20 protein-coding genes are annotated in these 19,228 nt (G+C 30.8%); 12 read left to right on the forward strand and 8 right to left on the reverse strand.

Going from position 1 to position 19,228, the window contains the following annotated elements; translation table 11 throughout:
* Positions 1-108 precede the first annotated feature (108 nt).
* The 6 genes from BLT80_RS12450 to BLT80_RS12480 form a co-directional block, all read right to left on the reverse strand.
* The gene (locus BLT80_RS12450) at positions 109-2,394 is read right to left on the reverse strand and encodes a DUF3987 domain-containing protein (protein ID WP_092468447.1); all 2,286 of its coding nucleotides are present in this window, start codon (positions 2,392-2,394) and stop codon (positions 109-111) included.
* 18 nt (positions 2,395-2,412) lie between these two features.
* Positions 2,413-2,706 carry a helix-turn-helix domain-containing protein gene (locus tag BLT80_RS12455; RefSeq protein ID WP_092468449.1) on the reverse strand — a complete coding sequence of 98 codons (294 nt, stop codon included), beginning with the start codon at positions 2,704-2,706 and terminating at the stop codon, positions 2,413-2,415.
* A 187-nt stretch (positions 2,707-2,893) separates the two neighbouring features.
* Complete coding sequence (locus tag BLT80_RS12460; RefSeq protein ID WP_092468451.1) at positions 2,894-4,339, reverse strand: hypothetical protein; 1,446 nt, start codon at positions 4,337-4,339, stop codon at positions 2,894-2,896.
* A gap of 1 nt (position 4,340) precedes the next feature.
* A complete protein-coding gene (locus tag BLT80_RS12465) occupies positions 4,341-5,558 on the reverse strand; it encodes a site-specific integrase (protein ID WP_092468453.1) in 1,218 nt (405 codons plus the stop codon).
* A gap of 1,210 nt (positions 5,559-6,768) precedes the next feature.
* Positions 6,769-7,551, reverse strand: coding sequence for an ABC transporter permease (locus BLT80_RS12475; protein WP_092468457.1), 783 nt, complete (start codon positions 7,549-7,551; stop codon positions 6,769-6,771).
* Positions 7,552-7,556: 5 nt separating this feature from the next.
* A complete protein-coding gene (locus tag BLT80_RS12480) occupies positions 7,557-8,474 on the reverse strand; it encodes an ABC transporter ATP-binding protein (RefSeq protein WP_092468459.1) in 918 nt (305 codons plus the stop codon).
* 269 nt (positions 8,475-8,743) lie between these two features.
* Between BLT80_RS12480 and BLT80_RS12485 the strand changes: the two genes are divergently transcribed.
* From BLT80_RS12485 to BLT80_RS12500, 4 genes are all read left to right on the forward strand, one after another.
* On the forward strand, positions 8,744-9,448 hold the full coding sequence (locus BLT80_RS12485) for a hypothetical protein (RefSeq protein ID WP_092468462.1): 705 nt from the start codon (positions 8,744-8,746) through the stop codon (positions 9,446-9,448).
* Between the two features lie 362 nt (positions 9,449-9,810).
* A complete protein-coding gene (locus BLT80_RS12490; RefSeq protein ID WP_092468464.1) occupies positions 9,811-10,488 on the forward strand; it encodes a hypothetical protein in 678 nt (225 codons plus the stop codon).
* Between the two features lie 79 nt (positions 10,489-10,567).
* A complete protein-coding gene (locus BLT80_RS12495) occupies positions 10,568-11,059 on the forward strand; it encodes a hypothetical protein (protein ID WP_139181063.1) in 492 nt (163 codons plus the stop codon).
* Between the two features lie 195 nt (positions 11,060-11,254).
* Positions 11,255-12,808: a leucine-rich repeat domain-containing protein gene (locus BLT80_RS12500; RefSeq protein WP_092468468.1), complete on the forward strand. Its 1,554-nt coding sequence runs from the start codon at positions 11,255-11,257 to the stop codon at positions 12,806-12,808.
* Positions 12,809-13,227: 419 nt separating this feature from the next.
* Here BLT80_RS12500 and BLT80_RS12505 read toward each other — a convergent pair whose 3' ends face one another.
* A complete protein-coding gene (locus tag BLT80_RS12505) occupies positions 13,228-13,611 on the reverse strand; it encodes a hypothetical protein (protein ID WP_092468471.1) in 384 nt (127 codons plus the stop codon).
* An 87-nt stretch (positions 13,612-13,698) separates the two neighbouring features.
* On the opposite strand from BLT80_RS12505, the gene xerA reads away from it, so the two are divergent.
* The 4 genes from xerA (at position 13,699) to BLT80_RS12520 (ending at position 15,934) form a co-directional block, all read left to right on the forward strand.
* Entirely contained in the window at positions 13,699-14,826 is a 1,128-nt protein-coding gene (gene xerA / locus BLT80_RS12510) for a site-specific tyrosine recombinase/integron integrase (RefSeq protein ID WP_092468474.1), read from the forward strand.
* 71 nt (positions 14,827-14,897) lie between these two features.
* Positions 14,898-15,248 carry a hypothetical protein gene (locus BLT80_RS12515; RefSeq protein ID WP_092468478.1) on the forward strand — a complete coding sequence of 117 codons (351 nt, stop codon included), beginning with the start codon at positions 14,898-14,900 and terminating at the stop codon, positions 15,246-15,248.
* 172 nt (positions 15,249-15,420) lie between these two features.
* Positions 15,421-15,549, forward strand: a complete 129-nt coding sequence (locus tag BLT80_RS20410; RefSeq protein WP_262508035.1) for a hypothetical protein — start codon at positions 15,421-15,423, stop codon at positions 15,547-15,549.
* 109 nt (positions 15,550-15,658) lie between these two features.
* Positions 15,659-15,934 carry a hypothetical protein gene (locus tag BLT80_RS12520; RefSeq protein ID WP_092468480.1) on the forward strand — a complete coding sequence of 92 codons (276 nt, stop codon included), beginning with the start codon at positions 15,659-15,661 and terminating at the stop codon, positions 15,932-15,934.
* Here BLT80_RS12520 and BLT80_RS12525 read toward each other — a convergent pair.
* The gene (locus BLT80_RS12525; RefSeq protein ID WP_092468482.1) at positions 15,915-16,217 is read right to left on the reverse strand and encodes a hypothetical protein; all 303 of its coding nucleotides are present in this window, start codon (positions 16,215-16,217) and stop codon (positions 15,915-15,917) included. The genes BLT80_RS12520 and BLT80_RS12525 overlap by 20 nt on opposite strands.
* A 17-nt stretch (positions 16,218-16,234) precedes the next feature.
* Between BLT80_RS12525 and BLT80_RS19895 the strand changes: the two genes are divergently transcribed.
* From BLT80_RS19895 to BLT80_RS12545, 4 genes are all read left to right on the forward strand, one after another.
* Positions 16,235-16,669 carry a hypothetical protein gene (locus BLT80_RS19895; protein WP_139181064.1) on the forward strand — a complete coding sequence of 145 codons (435 nt, stop codon included), beginning with the start codon at positions 16,235-16,237 and terminating at the stop codon, positions 16,667-16,669.
* A gap of 189 nt (positions 16,670-16,858) precedes the next feature.
* Entirely contained in the window at positions 16,859-17,500 is a 642-nt protein-coding gene (locus BLT80_RS12535) for a hypothetical protein (protein WP_139181065.1), read from the forward strand.
* Between the two features lie 138 nt (positions 17,501-17,638).
* Complete coding sequence (locus tag BLT80_RS12540; RefSeq protein WP_092468488.1) at positions 17,639-18,481, forward strand: tetratricopeptide repeat protein; 843 nt, start codon at positions 17,639-17,641, stop codon at positions 18,479-18,481.
* 154 nt (positions 18,482-18,635) lie between these two features.
* Entirely contained in the window at positions 18,636-19,091 is a 456-nt protein-coding gene (locus tag BLT80_RS12545) for an SMI1/KNR4 family protein (protein ID WP_092468490.1), read from the forward strand.
* Positions 19,092-19,228 lie beyond the last annotated feature (137 nt).

The raw sequence follows: 19,228 nt of genomic DNA on the forward strand, positions 1-19,228 counted from the left end.
ACTATAAATATATAGTATTTACTTTGTATTTATATAACGTATTGCGTTATATTTATAATAAACCCCTAAAATGATAATTGAGGGAATTGAGGGAATTGAGGAAACTGACTACTCATTACCCTTACTTTCCTCATTTTCCTCGCTTTCTTCTTTTGATGGATTGTAATAATTACCTTGAGATTCTCTTGCTAAAAATTTAGACTTACAAAGACTGGTTATGTAGCGTTCAGCTGTTTTTTGGGTAATATTTAATTTACTTGCAAAACTAATATAGTCTTGTGTAGTAAAACGTAATGGCAAACTTTCAATAAATTGCTCTCTTTTGTTTTTGTAATTAATCGCTGTTTTATCTTCTGGCAAACTAGAATACACTTTACTACTGTGTTTAATTAATGCTTTTACCATTGTTAGTGTTGTTTGAAAATCTTCATCCGAACAATACAAAGGATTTGAAACATCACCAGTTTCTAGTATTCGCAAAACCGTTAAAATCATACTAATTCTAAACGCTATAATACCCATTCTTTTAATTGATGAATTGTACTCTAATGGATTTACATTTAAATAGTATAAATTAATTTTTGAAAAAAATTGATTAAATACTTCTTGTTGTTCTTCGGTATACGAAAACTGTATTTCTGTATTTGTAATTAGTTGCCTGTATAACTCATAAAATTCACTGCCTAAATTATCAAAATACTCATTTAAGCCTTTTTTAGTATCAATAGCAAATACATTTTTCCAATTGGTACTTGTTGGCATTTGATAAAACATAAAGCGACTGAATAAACCATTTTCAGCATTTGGCATTAACGCCAAAACTTGTTTTGGTGTGCCTGTTAATGCACAAGACAAACAAGGCTCTTCAATCTCTACATACTCTCTATCTGTTCTACGAAAATATTTTATTGTTTCGTGATGAAACGCATTTCTAAAACCATCAGAATAATCACCATAATCTGTTTTGAAGTTTTTAGCTAGTGTATCTGCTTCGGTTTCAAATATTAGTCCTCTACCTTTACTATCGTGTAATAATTGAAACATACCAGTTGAACTGTTATTTGCAGGAATAAATAACATTCTAATTGGTGGTTTTGGTGGTTTCTTTAGGTTTTCATCTTTCGCTTTATTCTTATTGTATTGTGCTAATTCTGCATCATATTCTGCTTCCATTAGTTTTGCTTCTTCACGCATTGTTTTGTGAATTTTATATACTAATCGTTTACAAAATTTTAGTTTGCCTTTACCTGAAGCTGCTGCCGCTGTTATAAATAAATATAAATTAGAATACACTTTATCGCCATCATAGATACCGTATATTTTAGGCAAACAAGCACTTATAGCTGTTATTGCACCTAATATCATTATATCTTTTTCTTGGTCTGTTTTAGTATATTTAACTACGTGTTGAAGGAACTGCGGAAGTTGAGGAATTAAGGAAGTTGAGAACGTTGGACTATCTGAATAATCTTCTAGATTGGTTTCTTCTTTTTGTATTAATAGTTCTTCTTCAATAGTTTCTTTAAATGGCTTTATATTATTTTGATGTGCCATATAGTAAAATGTAGAAATATTTACGCCTGTTCCTTTTGCTTTTAAACAATTGGTAAATTGTTTATCGCATTGTTGGTAATTGTATTTGATGTAAAACCTACTAATTCTATGATAGTATTCTCTTCCTGTTTCTCCATATTCCTCTGATAATGCAAATCCTAAATTTCGCCACGTTTCATAATTTCCTGTAATATCGGTTCCTTTTTTTTCTATTTCGGATATGTAAGCTTCAATATCATTATTTATTTGATTGTTCTGTTTTATTAGTGGTGCTATTTCTTTTGGTTTTATGATTACTTCAAAAGTATCTGCATTAGCATTGATAAAACAATCTTCATCATAAGACACAAAACATAAACGACAAATATCGCTTCCAGAGGTATCAATATCAATATTTAATGCTTGTTCGTAATAGTCTACAACTTGTTTGTAGGCTTCTTTATGACGCTCTTTACTTGCATTTACTTTTACAATAATTTTCAAGCCTTTACCACTAGGACTAATAAATGATGCATACGTATAAGGTGCTAAACGTGTGTTGTTTTTTATTAATTGTAAATGTGAATATTCTAATTTATCTATATCTAAAATTACATATTTACTGTACGCATTTATCTTATCAATACTTCTACCATTATTGAAAGTACCTGATACTGTAAAACCAATTAATTGCTTTTTAAGTTGGTCTGCTTCCTGTTTGTTATCATTAGATAATAAGTTTCTTATATCGCTTATTTCAGTTTTATAAGTACCTAATTTAATATCGTTTAGGATTTTTTCTAAAGGCTTATCCTCAACCTTGTTTACGAAGTCTTTAAAGACAGATACGACAGCTTGCATAACTTTAAGATTTACGGATTAGTAATTGCGTTTTTTACTTGAAAAAGCTTGTTTATAGTTCTTGTCTAAAAGCTTCTGTACATCGCTCATTCTGTAATAGATTTTTGAACCTATTTGAGAAAATGACACTTTTCCTTCATCTCTCCAGGATTGCGCTGTTCTTTTGCTAATATTCATTAGTTGAAGAAATTCTTGATTGTCGAGAAATGTGTCGTTTGGTGACTTCTGTTTTTCTTCTAGTTTTTTGTTTAGAACATCTAAACGATTTACTAATTCTTTGTACTGTTGTGCACTTAAAATAATTGCTTCCATTGTGTGAAATTTTAATGATTATGAAAACAAAGATTGTCAGAAATAGAGGTTCAAAACACTTTAGAAACAAGGGTTTAGAGTAAGGTGCAGAGTGTAGAGTGGCAAAAAAAAACAGCTAACCTAAAAGAGATTAACTGTATTATTTGAAGAAAGTTTTTTAATACTGCACTTGAAGTGTAGAGTGTTATTATAGTGTTTTTAATGCCATATCAATGTTTTTTGATGTAGTAGGAACTTTTTGAGTTCTTAATTTAGTGCGGTTATATTGCTCTCCGTTTTCTTGAATAAAACAGTTTATAGTTACTGCCCATTGTTGTTGCTTTAAATCTGTAACAAGTTTTAATTCATTATGCAATTGCTTAATGAAATATGAAAGCTCGCTAATATTACCTGTCCAAACAATAGGTTTTTCGATTTCTTCTCCGCTAAACGCTTTTCTAAAGTCTTTTAAATCGGTTGAATTATCAATAAGGTTTTTACGCTTTAAAGTATTCATTAAATCGGTTAACTGTGTTTGACCTGTAAGATTATTAATGTAGGTAAATGATTGATATTTCGATTTTGTTTTAGTCTTTGGTTTCTCAATTACTTCTTGTTTTTTACCATTTCCAATTAAGCCCTTTTTAAAGTCCTGTAAGATATTTTCTGATGCTTCTTTAAATAAGTGAAAATGATTTGTATAATGCTTCCAAACGTGAACAGGATATTTATTCTCGTACTGATTTGGATTGTACTCCATATAGTTTGGATGCCAATAGGTGTCGTGATAAATTCTTTTAAAGGCTTCTGCTCGTTTTTCTGGTGTGTGCGTCTTAAATTGATTTACTGATAGTGTTAGGTATTTATTAATTTCAAAGTCATTTAAAGGCTTTATTCTTTCATATATGGCGTTTAAAAATATAGTGTACAACTCCCCAGAAATAAACGTATCAAAATAGGTTGGGTCGAAAGTATAAGTTTCCCAATAGTCATCGCAATTCTTTTTGTACTCTACTGCTTCAATTGCTACACGCTTTTCTAATTCTTCTACTAATAATAAATCTTTGAAGTTGTCGTATTGAAATTGGTTGGTTGTCATCGTTGGTTGATCTGGTTCTTTACTAATTTCTTTTTTTGCTTTTTCTTCTTCTATAGATTCTAAAATACTTTTGAAAGTTGATAGCCTTTGTGCGTAAGCCATATATTTAATAAAATCATCTATTTCATTTTTATCAAAATTATATAGTTCGTCATTTAATACAGCTTCAAAATACATTTCATCTTCTGCATCTACTTTTTCAGTTGTTGTATATTCCTCCGCAAGTTGCTCAATACCTTCATAATAATTACTTAAAAAATTCCTACTTATACGCTCTCTGTAACTATAAAAATCTCCTTCGTGTTGTTCTAGCTCATACTTATTTAAAAATACTGAAATATAGCCTGCTATATTTGGATTGCACTTTGATATTTTCTTCTGAAGTTTTTTGATTTCCTTTTTAGTTAATTCGTCTTTTTCATCATCATTAATACAGGTAGAATAAAGCATTCTATCTTTTTCACTATTCTCATAACCAATTGATTCTAACTCTCCATCTACAACCTCTGTTAAACGGTCTAGTATTTTAATTTCTATATCTGAAAACGCACCCATATTAATTGATATATTTATCTACTGCATTATCTAACTCACTACTAATAATTTTTGCATACACTTGTGTAATACCAATATCTGAATGGTCCATCAATTTAGAAACGTGTTCTATACGCATACCATTATTTAATGCCCTGGTAGCAAATGTATGTCTGCTTATGTGAAACGATAAATTAAAAGGTAGTTCTAAACGTGTACCCATTTTTCTCAAATACATATTACTTAATGCTATTGCTCTACCTGTTATTAAATTTCTATGCTCTTTATCTGTAAAATAGGTTTTATCAATATTTGCAAAAGGGAAAATTATATCTTCTTGCTTTTGGTCTTTTTGCTGATACTTCTCTAATATCTCAACCGCTTTTTGCCCTATTCTAACGCTGTGCTGTCTGTTTGTTTTTCTGATTATCTTTGTTATTCTTCCGTTTTTCTTATCGTAATTCTTCCATTTTAGCTCTAGCATATCCCCAAATCTTAAACCACCCGCAAAGACTGAAAAAATAAACATATCTTTTATAATCTGTGCTTTGTCTTTATTAGAAACTTCTAAATCCATAAAGTCCTGAAACTGTTCCGCAGTTAGATAGCGTTTTGTACTCTTTTCTTTTTTTACTGTGAACTTGTTAAAGGGAAATAAATCCAAAGGTATTAAATCTTCTTTTTGTGCTTCTTTAAACATTATTTTCATAATCTTTAAAGAGAAATTTATAGTTGTATTATTGTTGCCTAATGTAGAACTGCAATAAGATGCGAAATCCTTTAAGGTTGTAACTGTAATATCCTCAAACATCAATTCTCTATGTCCTACAAACTTTTCAAATTTCTTTAAATAGGTTTTGTAATTCTTATAGGTTGAATAAGCTAAAGTATCTTTTCGCTTTTCGCAAAGATTATCAGAGTAGTCAAAAAAGTTCGTTAAGGGTTTACCCTTAATGGCCTCTTTTAGTTTTCTTGCGGTTGTAGATTGGTTTCTTCTTTCAAGGTCTGCAATCTCGCCTTTTGCATCTGCAACCTTTTGAGATATGTAAGCGTTTAGTCGTGTAGAATTACTGTGATTCTTCTTTACTTTTTGCTTATCTTCATCCCATTCATTTGGTTTTAATTTTAGGCTTAACGAAATGAATTTAGTTTTACGGTCTTTGATAACTCTTAAATAAAGAGGTGCTTCTCCTGCTTTATCTACTTTGTTATTTCTTAAAATTAGTTTTATTGAAGACATAAAGTACTGGTTTTAAAGGTGTGCAAAGCGATGCAACCGAGTACTAAGGTACAACAATAGGTACAACAAAACAAGCATTTTAGCGCATTTTATTGCATTACTTTACTTTAGTAAAAAATTGTAAAGTACTGTAAATAAAGGGTTTTAGTGAAATTTAGAGTAATTGAGTGAAGTAACTATATAACACCGTGTATGATTAATTGCAAGGTCACAGCCGACTTACGAACATTCCTACGGGATATTGCTTCACCAGTTCGCTGCGCTCGGGTCTATCTAGAATTTATTCACTAAATTAGTTGCTAACATGCAAAGATTAGAATCGCTAGTTTCAACTCAATAAATTGATGACATATATAAAACATCTGATTTCCTTCCTTCTGATTTTCGGTCTGACGGTTAATGAGTGTTCCCTATATTCTCAAGTTAAATCTTCTAACTATCATCAAGTCTCATACATTAATACCCGAAAAGAATTTAGCCCTAAGTATTCGGAATTATATGTTTACGGTAAACAGCTTCCATCAGAAAAACTATTTGTTGCGCTACTTACATTTCTCAACCTGAAAGATTTTTACAGTGCTAAAATTACAAGAATCTTAAATTTTCAAATTGAACGGTATCAAGCCATAAGTTCAATAATAGCTCAACACGTTTTTTTACATAAAAAATTCGTGTCCAGTAATCAATATACAAATTTATACATAGCCTAGAACAAATTTTACTTTCTATGCGACTATGCTTTACGGCATAACATGATAAAACGAATGTCTCATCATTTATCATTACTAAAATGTATAAACAAAAGAATAAAACTTATTTGGAGAAATCCAAACACATCCTTATATGGATAAAAAGAAAAATTATATTAATAATTACTGCCGCTATGCTTGGAATGTCGAATGCCATATATGACGAAGATAACATGATAAATGGAAATCAAAATCATACTGAACAAGAACACAAAAAGGATTGACAGCATAAAAAACAAAATACATTACACAATACCGTTTAAAATTAGTTGCTGGTAAAAGTCTATTTGTAAAAGCCCTGGTGCCATTTTACATGTGGTTTATTTGATAACTTTAGGATTTAAATCACGCAACTAATCTTATACAAAACCGGTGTGTAATAATTTGGACAATCCAGATTTAAAAATCGATTAATTAATAAATTCAATTTATTTAAACACCTAATAATTAGATATAAGCACTTATTTTATATTCAGCTTTTTTATATGAATATACCCTAAAACACTAGTTACTAAAAAACATATTACACTAAAGACTGTAACAGACGAGACACCCAAAATTAAAGGCATTTTATCACCTAAAGAAACAGATAATACACTAAACGAGTAAGGGAAATAAATAGATTGTGGAGCTTGAGAAACAATTATCCCAATAATCGCTAAGAACATCCCAAGTCCTAAAGGGACAATAAAGTTTTTATATCTAAAACTTAACCAAAACTGAATACCTATAATTCCTAAAGAGGCCACAAAAGAAATTGTTAGCATATTAATATATTTTAGATGCTCTGGCTGAAAATTCAAAAAAGCCAGATCTGGATGTATTAATCCTAATAAAAATCCTGACAATAAAATGGCTAAATAATAATAGACATATGTCGTAATTATGGCGAAAATCACAATGCTTAATTTCCCAAAATAGATACTCCATTTAGGAACTGGCAAAGCAAACAAATGTTTTAGACCTAATGATTTATGCTCTATCTGCATAATTAAACTTGTAATTAATACAATAAACATGGGTATAAAAAAAGGAATAGAATTTTCAATCTGGATCGTCATGAATTTTTCCCATGGATTTATTCCAGCTTCTGGTGTATTGGTTTCATGCTTTAAAAAATAGGCTATAAAAAATAATATGGGAAAAAGAATGGCACTAATAATAGTAAGCCAAAAAGCAAATGTTCTTTTTAATTTAATAAATTCATTTTTGATACTTGATATATAGAATGAGATTGCTGTCATAATTTTTAGTTTTCAGTTAGCGATAAGAAAAGTTCCTCTAAATTGTTTTTAATAGTCACTTGATAAATATTAATTTTTGATGCTCTTAAAACATCTATCACTTTTGTAATATCTTCTTTACTACAAACCTCAATTTGTAAAAAATCATCAAGTAAAGCGACATTTCCCATATTCAAATCTTTTAAAACTGACAGCGCTTCATTTGGCAAATCGACTTCTATATCTAGTTTTATATTTGAGCCTTTCGACACTTTTAAACTCGCCACAGTATCTTGATAGATCATCTTACCATTTCTAATAATACCAACATGAGTACAGGTTCTTTCTATTTCACTCAACAGATGACTAGAGATAAAGATGGTAGTACCATACGTTTCATTTAAGTCTTTTATTAAGGTCCGCATTTCAATAATTCCTTTGGGATCTAAACCATTTGTTGGCTCGTCTAAAATGATGAGTTCAGGATTACTTAATAACGACATTGCCAATCCTAAGCGCTGCTTCATGCCTAGAGAATATTCTTTTATTTTCTTGTTTTTGGCATGTGTTAGTTTTACAATTTCTAAGACTTCATGTATTCTAGTAAATGATATGTTCTGGCGATAATTTGCTGCGATTCTTAGATTATCAACAGCGTCTAAATGCTCATATAAAGAAGGATTCTCTATTAAGGCGCCTACTTGGTCTAAAATTTTAAGTCTAGTTTTATTATTAAATGTTTCTCCAAAAAGAACAACTGTTCCCGATGTTTTCTTTAGAAGTCCTAGTAGCAACCGAATTGTGGTACTTTTCCCAGAACCATTGGGTCCTAAAAACCCATAAATACTGCCTTTAGGAACTTTTAGTTCTAAATTCTCAATATCTTGTTCTGATTTATTATAAGAAAAATTGAGGTTGTTTGTGTTTACAATAAGTTGATTCATATACGAGTCTGATTGATTGTCTTATCAACTAAACGAATCAATTGACTAATTGTAACAAGCTGTGATAAAGAGGCGTGATAATTTTTATATTTAAACTGAATTAAAACGTTACTCAACGACGCATATAATTTATTGCGAGTTCTGGCCTACTTTATAAAATCGCTTCGTCAGTTCGCTAGCTCGGGTCTATTCCGTTTTTATTTGCTAATTTAGGTGCTTTAACATGCAACCTCAATACATATCAACCTTGTGTGTAATTTGACAAATCGATGAAACATATTTTCTTTATCCTATTTTTATTTATGTTTTTAGCTTGTAATTCTAAAAAAGAAGATGCGAGTTCGAAAATTCGGAATGAGAATCTTAACAAAGACATCCATAAAAAGTTAAGCGGAAAAGACATCGTAGTAGCATTAGAAAAACTGGGATATTTCAATTTAACTGACCAATCTGAATTGGATACTGTTAAAGCAGGTTTTGAAAAAGCATACACGAATTTGACTTTCTTTCAAGGTCCAGTGCGAGGAGAAACACTGAATTTTATGGACAGTCGTTATCATTGGATAGATTGCGAAGAACTATTTGAGACCGGAGGACTCACAGAATATTTGGCTCAAGTTAAGCCCACTTTTGAAAAACTCGGTCTAAAATTAGAGTTCGCAAACGAACAAAGCGAACAAGACCAAAACACTTGGAAACATACCATAGAATTGAACGGAATTGAATACACCGCGTTTGACGGACGATTTTCTGACCTTGATTGGGGAATTGCCTATGTCAATTTCATAGAAATGCTAAACACAGAATTAAGGAAACAAAATTCGAACGAGCTGTTTTATCCTATAAATTGTGGAAATGACGGAATGTTTGTTTTGCTAACTCCAAAACAATTAGACTTTGTAAATCGGAATTATCCTATTGACAATGAACATCCGACAACAATGCATACTTGGAAAAACAGAAATGGAATATAAAAAAAAGGCACACAACACCGTTTCTAATTCATTGCTGAGCGTAGCGAAAAGACAACATAAAGCACCCCCAAGAACGTTGTGATTCAGCTAATTAAACAACAAAGCTAATCTAGGACTACTGATAAATAAATCGGTCCTCGAAGGCTCAAGACTCGATTACTAATATAAAATTAAGAATTACATTGAAGACACACTTGCAATTTTAGAATCTGAATTAAAAAAATAACAACAGATTAAGACAGTACACATTCAACGAACTACTAATAACGGTTTCTACCAGATATTCTATCTGTGACGTATTTAGTAAATTAGTTGTTTAACCAAACACACGTTATGCTACTTGGAACAATGAAAATTAAATTATGTTTATAAATAGAATCACATTTTCAATAGACAAAAGAAAACACAGTGAACAAGACTGTATAGAATTCAATAGAATAACATCTTATCATGAAGAATTACTTCATCATTACTTACCAAAAAAAGTAAACTTAGGAGGTTTCGGTTTTTTCAGCAACAAACTACAAACGGATTTAAGCTCTATAAAAATTAAACCATATGGACAATGTATAGATTATTTTCATCAGGTGACTGAAAATACTGTAACAGAATTCTTAAAAACACAACCGGCTAATCAAATCGGATTACTAAATGACCTCCTAAAAAAATCGATTTCAGAAATATCAATTGAGCATAAAGTCGACACAGAAATATTCTTCGAAACAATTGAACATATAAAAGAATCATATCTAGGATTCGAGAAAAAGATGAATATTTCTAAAACTCATAAATCGAGGAAAATAAAAATTGAAATCATTCGGGTCGTAAGTTTAAATTTCGAACATATTATATGTCGAATTTTGAATAAATCCAATGATATTATAGATGAATGGATTTTAGAAAATAACACGTCAATTTATGATTGTTCATATTCTTATAGAAAATCAAAATGGAACGAGAATAATTTAGAAATATATGATAGGTTTGACAAAATTCACAAAACAATAGACGTCATTAAATACATAGAACAAAGCACATAACACAATATATCATAAACCGCCAAGAAAAGACCTCAGAATAGCGTATCACAGGGTAACATATAACAACGCACATCTAAAAATGACAAAACAATTGCATAAAACTTGTACTTGCGAAAACTATTCTGATTTGGAATTATCTCGTGATGTCATTTCGAAACGAATTAAAGAAAGCAAAAAAATCAAGAAACATCTAGAGATTAAAAGTAAATCTAATAAAGGTCATCATTTATATCAATGTAAATTTTGTAATCAATTGTGGCAATTAAGTAGTGCTTGGAATTGGGGAGAAAAAGATTATCTGTTTAAAATTCCAAAAACTGAAATTAAAGAATGGAATAAAAATCCATTTGTATCACCAGCAGATATGACAATGTTTGCTGCTTCAATGAATTTGTATTTTGAAAGACATAAACTAGTTGCATCTGAAAATTTTTGTAGGAGAGATAATTGTGAACGAAAAGCAATTCTAAAGGACGTATTGTGTAAAAATCATTTTATTGAAAGCTTGCAAAACATTGGAACTTTACCAAAATATCCTGAAGGAAAAATTTTTGACCCATATACATTTTAATAAAAACACGAGGCCTAACAAGTATATAAATAATTACTGTTTTAAGCTTAAAAAAGTTTATTGCCTTGTTTGCTAGCTATTGATTTCCCTTTAAAAAATCCTTACACGTAAACCCTCAACTATTTTTATATCAGACCATTGTAAATGATTTCATAAAAAAAAGGTTATTTTTAGATCAACTAATCCAATTAATTCATGTCAGTTAAAGATCTTCCTCTCCTCGTTTTATTCATTCTACTAACAAGTCCATCAATTTTTGCGCAAAATGCAAAATCTGAATCGATCAAATCAGTTTTCTTTTCAATTCCAGCTTATGATATAACCACAAGCCCTTCCCTACTCAAATACTCATTTGCCATGGGTAATACAAGCTTTGACACGCCAAAATCTATTGAAGCCGAAGAAGTATGTGTTGCTGCCGGAAGTAAAAATGCATTAAAAGATGCTAAAAAAATTACTGTATATCAATACAGTGTGTCAGCAGAAATTAATGATGCCTACCTTATTATAGAAAATCCCTCTGGTAATATTTTATATGCCGAAGAATTTAATAGTTATCAAAGAACAGGCAGCTTAGCTAATGAAACTATTGAGTTTATTTATGGAGAAGACAAGTGCTATTGGCACCCACAAGTTCTGGAAGAGAGCTGGAATAAAGATAAAGTTGCCTGGAAGAACGAACAACATCAAAGTATTAAAGCCCGATTTATAGAAAAAGCTCAAAGAAGTGCTAAGTTTAAAATGCAAGGAGGCTACGTTGACTACTCGGTAAATGTATTTACAGGAAAGGGAGGCAAAGGATACGATTATAGTGACTTAGATGAAGCACAAAGACAGGCCATTACAGTTTACGATAACATGTACAAAGATGGCAAGGTAAATGCACAAACCATTGACCAATTAATGATACCGGTTAATAGGTGGTTAACATTTATCAAAGAAGTTAATTTAGATGATAAAAAGGCCAAGATTAACAGAAAGGTGGCACAAGGCTTATATATGAATTTGGCAACAGCATATTTTCAGGCTCGCAATTTTGATGAGGCGTCTAAATATTTAGAGCTTTATGAGGATGCCTATAACAACCCTGTTTTGAGAGGCACAGATCAGGGAGTAATACAGCTTTCAAAACTGATTGTTGAGCAACGAAAGGGAATAGCAGCAAATACCAATCAAACTTATGATTATGATGCTTTAAATAAACTAGTTATGCCTACAAATATCGAGATAGAAATAGATGATCTGGGAGAGTCTATGGTTAATGAACTTAGTGGGAGTTATTCTTTTTACGCTAAAGACAAAGAAAAAGAAGCATCTGTTGCTGCTAGCGGAAGTATATACAAAAGTAATATTAGTCCAGGGCAGTATGGTCCAACTTTAGTGATGATGACAGTTTATGATGGCGATCTTAATGAGTTTCCTTTAGAAGTTACACAGCTTGATATAAAAGGCCTAGTCTTTACAGGAGGGTATTCCTTTGAACATATTCCTGCAGAAATTGGTAATATGACCAATCTTCAGCAGATTAACCTTACAGCAAGTAATGTTTCGAGTATTCCTGAAGAAATAGGACAATTAATCAATTTAAAGCGATTAAATTTAAGTAAAACCAAGATAAGTAAACTGCCAGAATCAATTAAAAACCTAAAAAACCTAAAGATGCTCAATATTAAAAACACTAATATTTCGGACGCAGAGGTCGCAAAGATTAAGTCATGGCTTCCTAAAGGTTGTAAATTAAAAGTGTAATTATTAAAGATCTCTGGTTTCTCTATTCTAAAGGAATAATGTATTATAAAAATTATGTGCCACAATACATATGATTTATTACTGCTATATTTCCTAAATGGAAATAATCATGGATTTCCCTCTGCTTTGTTCAATTTTAACCAGTAGTCATATTTCAGGACAAGACAGTCTAAGGAAATCAATCATAAATACTTTGCATAAAAAAAACGGTTTAGAGTGAACTAAACCGTTGTTTTAAAAAGCTTTCGCTTAGTAGCGGGAACTGGACTCGAACCAGTGACCTTCGGGTTATGAGTTCTTAAAAAGACTCAAAAACATCGAAAAACGCACCTTTTCCGCTATATAATATGTAAATCGTGTTCCAAAACGTACTCAGTTTCGTGTTCACTTCGATTATATTTATAAAAGTAATAAAAAAATCAAAAACCCATATAATTTTGCCACTTTATAAGAACATATTTATCTAAATTTCTTTCTTTTTTTCTAAAAAATCCATATTCATATGCAAATAGATAAACGTCTCCTTTTGTGTTTTTCCAATAATGAGTAAAAAAGTTAGGATCAAATCCTTCTTGTGTAAGCATGCTAGCTCTTACAGTTACCATACCTCCTTTATTATATTTCTTCAAAATTTTCCGGTTAAGTTTTAATTGATTGTCTACTTTATTATAAAATCGTTCTGGTAGCTCCTTAGATTTCTTGTATTGATAGGCACTTTTACACTGAGGATCACAAAACTTCTTATCGGTTCTTCCAAATAATTCCTTTTTGCAATACAAGCATGTTATAAAAAGCCTCCTCATTTTGTAATTAAACGTATTTTATACGAATCCTATCCGAATAAGATACGACTAATTCATTTATACACAGTATTTTGTAATTAAAAACTTATGCAACTACAAAACAGTATAACACTAAAACATCTTCTTATAGATCAAAAAAAATGTATCGGACTTCAATTTAATTCAAGTAAAATCATAGAAGCTCTTATTAATACAATTCCAAACATAGTTTGGAGTCAAGAATTATTATTGTATTATTTACCTAATACTAAGAGTAATTTGGATTTAATATTTAAAACTTTTTATGGGGTTGCTTGGGTGAATGGAAATTATTTTTTTTCTGATAAAATTATAAATGAAGATAACCCACAGCTCAACTTGGAGCACTTTAGGTCTAGAAAACCGAAAAATGGTTTTAAGACATGCCCTGAATCCTATCTATTGAAACTTGAACTTAAAAGGTATTCTGATAATACGGTTCGTAATTATGTGTCTAGTTTTGAGTCCTTCATTAATCATTATTATAAGGAAGACCCAATTGCACTAAATGAAATTGATGTTAGAAAATATTTACAAAAGTTGATACAAGATGGCAAATCAAACTCTTATGTGAATTTAACTATAAATAGTATAAAATTCTTTTATGAAGTTGTGCACGGAATGCCAAATAGATTCTATTCAATTGAACGACCACGAAAAGAAAAAAAGCTACCTGTAGTTTTATCTAAAGAAGACATAATAAAAATTATAAATGCAACAAATAACATTAAACATAAGTGCATTGTAGGACTACTGTATTCATCTGGACTTCGAAGAGGAGAATTATTAAACCTTAACATTACTGATATAGACAGCAAAAGAATGGTAGTAAAAATTAACCATGCAAAAGGTAATAAGGATCGCATTTCTATATTAAGCCCAAGTATTTTAAAAGATCTTCAACTATACTATAAGGAATATAGACCTAAAACATATTTGTTTGAAGGCAAAAAAGGAAATAAATATAGTGCGACTAGCGTTTTAAAAATTATTTCCACGGCTGCAAAAAAAGCAGGTATAATTAAAAAAGTTACTCCTCATATGCTAAGACATAGTTTTGCAACCCATTTATTAGAAAATGGGACTGACATTAGACACATTCAGCTTTTATTAGGACATAATTCTACCAAAACAACAGAAATATACACACATGTGGCAAATAGATCTTTCATGGAAATAAAAGATTTACTATCTTAGAGTTATAATGTGGATATAGACTATAGTCTATATCCAATTGTTGTGCATAATTTACCAAAACCCGAAAAAGATTGACATTTAAGGAAGTTTATAATCTAACAATTAAATATTATCCATCTGAAATTAATATTTCGGACGGAAAAAATGTTGTAAAAGTTGGCGGAAAATTTAAAAAGTTATCGGAATCGTGGAACGAAGCGGAATTGAAAACGAAAAAGGAATCTGATTTTATCAAATTAATGGTTTGGGGGATTTTTTGCGGATATCATAAAAAAGCAATTGACAACTTTATGAACGGAAAAAAGACAGTTTCTTTGAATGAATTGGATATGGAATATTTGAAATACAAGTTTGAAGAAAGCCTACTCGATACTAAAGATGATTATTACGCTGAATTGAGAACGGATTATAAAACTGAATAAAAAACTATGCACAACAAAGTATATAAAAAATTGCTGTTTTGTGCTTAACCAATGTTAGTTGCTTTGTTTGCTAGCTTCTGATTTTCCTTCGGAAAATCCTCGCACACAAACACGCAACTTTCCATATACATAAACGTTGCAAACCATTTAAAAAGTGAGAGGTAGTAATAAAATGAGTAGGCCAGAAAGATTAAGACTGCAAGCTTTTAAAAATGTGCAGGAACGGAAAGCGAAACAAAGAGAAATGGAAATAAAAATAGCAAGAGAGTTAGCCGAAATGATGTTAAGTGATGACCAATGACCGTGCAAACAGGTAGTTTTGGTCGGATTATCGAGCAGTGCTGATAGTTCCTCGATGAACCTAGTATTGTTTCACCTCTCTTGCTTATTTAGATAATAAATAAAAATATATGGATAATACTCAAAAAGGATTTTTAGAAAATCAAGAAGAATTGATTTTTGGAACTGTAGAAAAAAGCAAACAATTCAAAAATGGATTAAACTCTATTAATAAATACCATTCTGATTTTTTTAAAAACAAAGAAAACAAAATAAACGACGTTAGTGAATGTTACATTTTAGATACTCATAACTTTATCCCAAGAATAAAAATAAGAGAAGAAAGAAATATACCTAAAGAAATAGGTGATAAAATTATTGAATTATTTAAGAGGGTATTTCCTTAGCAACGCATAATGTTTTAGTAAAAGTATTGTCTATAGAGTCAATTAAAGATGTAAAAGAAATACGGATTCTTCTTTCACCAGTTTTAATAGTAACCATTGGGTCTAAATCACTGTTATAAACGATAACATTTTCAGCATTTAAACTAGACCGAAACTCTTTTAAATCTTCAACATCTTGTTTTGACATTAAAACAATTTCGTCGGGGTTAGAAACTGTATTTGGTGTTACTCTATCGTATTTGTCTTTATATTTAATTGTAATATCTTTAGGGGTGCCTGACATAATAAACGTTTTAAAATTTGAGTAAGAAAGTAAATAGAAAAAAATTGCGTAAAAAAGGAATTGGACTGATTAATAATTCTGTCACCGTTCTTATTCCAAGCGTCATAAACAATACGATTCTCATAGAATCAACTTTGGTAGTTCTCCTTGCGACTTTAGGCGATCCAACACCTGACAACATTTACCTTTACCGCCTTTTACTTTGTACTCTTCTACTATCCATTGCGTTCGGAGTGCTCTGTACTTCCATAATTTCAATTGACTTTTACAATCTGGGCAACAAGATTTTGGAGAAGGCAAAAAAAGAAAACCGCGAGGATAGCCACGAAGCTGAAAACCCCACTCGGACTGGAAAACTGCCTTATAGAATGACAAAATGGACTTTTGTATCTTGTCTAATTCTTTTTTTAATATCTTTAGTGTTGCTAGTAATATATGCTTGGCAGATTTAAAATTTGACAAAATAAAAACGGATTTGCAACACCGTGTATAAATAATAAGGGCTTAGTGTTAGTTAATAATAGTTATTGCTTTCCCAATTTACGTGCTTGTGTAAAAACTAGCTTATACCTAGCCCTTACTAATTTATACACAAACACGTTGTAAGTAATCTGAGAAACTCAATGTTCACGAGAAAAAAAATGAAATATGCGGAATTAAAACCAGGAGACAGAATTCGAAAATTAGTCGAAGAATTCGTTCAACCTGAACTTACTTCGCTTGGATTTAAACTTCTCAAATCGGAACTGACTTTTAAAAGAAAAATAGGCGATTTTACTCAAGAAATCTACTTTGCTAAAAATCAGCGAAATTTTGGAAATACTATTGTTTGCTTTTGGACAATTTTGTCTGTTAAATCAAACTACTATGTAAAATGGCACGAAAAAAAATACGGATTTAAACCAATGAATGAATTTGTTGAATCTTGGTATGATAACCATATAAAGACTTGGAATACCGATTTTTGGAATGCAGGACATTATGACTTAACCGAATTTGATAATATCAAACTAATGAACGATTTGACAAAAAACATTTTAACAATTGGATTACCCATATTGGATAAAGTTTCTGATTGGGAAGGTGCAGCAGACAGTTTAATGGAAAGACAACGTTTTGGATTTATTTCAAAAATATTTGACTTTTATATTTTGGCTGGAAAAGAGGAAAAAGCAATTGAATCTCTAAAAACAGCGGAAGATTATTTCAACAGTGTTGAGGATGTTCCGAGTGAGAGATTTGAGGAAATAAAATTAAAAAAGACTACTTACAACATTGTATAAAAATAATGCGGTGGTAAGTGCTTAATCAAAGGTTAGTGCATTTTTGTTACGTCTGATTTTCCTTCGGAAAATCCTCGCACACAAAACCGCACTATTCTTATACGTAACCGTTGGCACCAATTTAAAAAAAAAAACGAAATGAGTAAAATTTTAGCAATAGCAATTCTATTATTAACGACTCAAAATTTAATTTCTCAAACTGCGCTGGAACTGAATTCTAAAGGAATTGAACTTGCGAAAAAAGGAAAAATAGATAAAGCATTCTCAATTTTTGAAAAGGCAATTAAACTTTATCCGGATGCGCCAGGACCATATTCGAATAGAGGAAATGTGTACCGAATGAGAAAAGAATATGAATTAGCTATATCTGACTATTCTAAATCTATAGAATTAAATCCTGACAACTTAAGTGTCCTTTATGCAAGAGCAAACACTTATATGGACAATAACAACTTTGAAATGGCAATTTCTGACTATTCAAAAATCATTGAGAAAAAACCATCTTTCTCGAATATTTACTTTGACAGAGCTTATGCCAATATAAGATTGGAGAAATATGAGAATGCAAAAGCTGATTTAGAATCTCAATTGGAAATCACACCAAAAGATTTTAAATCATTGGCAAATCTGATTAACATAAAAAAGAAATTAGAATTATTTGAGGAAGCGTTAGCTGATTATCAAAAGATAGTAACCGAATTCCCAAATCAACCAAATCTTCATATTCTTTATAATAATTGGGCAAGTCTTTACAGAGAAATTAAGAAGCCTAAAGAAGCTCTTGAAAAAATTAATGAAGCTCTCAAGGTAAAAAAGAATTATGACATCGGTTTATTCAACAGAGCAGGTATTTATTTGGAACTCGGTGTTGAAAAAAATGCTTGCAAAGATTTTAGAAAAGCTCTTAAATTAGACCTTGAAATGAATGAGCATTTTGAAGCTGATGAGGATTTTGAAAAACTTAATAAATTGTGTGAATAAAAACTGGTGCCAACAATGGCTATAAGTAATTGCTTGTTCTCGCCTACTTCTGAAAATCCTCGCGGATTTTCAGCTTGGTGTGTACTTGCAAAGTTTGGTGCTAACCCAAGCAACTACTCATAGCCGAGACCGGTTGTACACAATTTGACCAAAAATGACATTTGAAGATATAAAAGCAAAATATTCTGATCGAGAACCAGCGTTCCCAGCGAATTGTCCTGAACCGAATGAAAAGGACTTGAACGAATTAATTGAAAAATATAATTGTAAATTCCCCAAATCATTTGTTGAATTTCAGCTTAAATATTGTAAAGAAATTCCACTTGGAGATTTCGCTTTTGACGGATTTGGTTTTGCGAATAAAGAACTTGAACCTTATATGAATTTGGAGGAGGTTCTAAAAGATTACGCGGAATTAGGATTCCCTGAATATCTAACACCTTTTAGACAAGATAATGGCGATTTTTATTGTTTTGACAATCGAAGTTCTGAAAGTGAATTTCCCGTAGTGATTTTTGACCATAACTCGAACGGAATTGAATCTGACCCGAATTATAAATGGAAAAATTTCATAGATTGGATTGAAAAAACTATGGAAGATGAATATTAAAAAACTGTGTACAACAAAGTATATAAAAAATTGCTAGTTTTACCTAAACCAAAGTTTGTTGCTTATTTGTTAGCTTCTGATTTTCCTTCGGAAAATCTTCGCACACAAACACGCAACATTTCATATACATAAACGTT

The organism is Winogradskyella thalassocola (assembly GCF_900099995.1).
GTDB lineage: Bacteria > Bacteroidota > Bacteroidia > Flavobacteriales > Flavobacteriaceae > Winogradskyella > Winogradskyella thalassocola.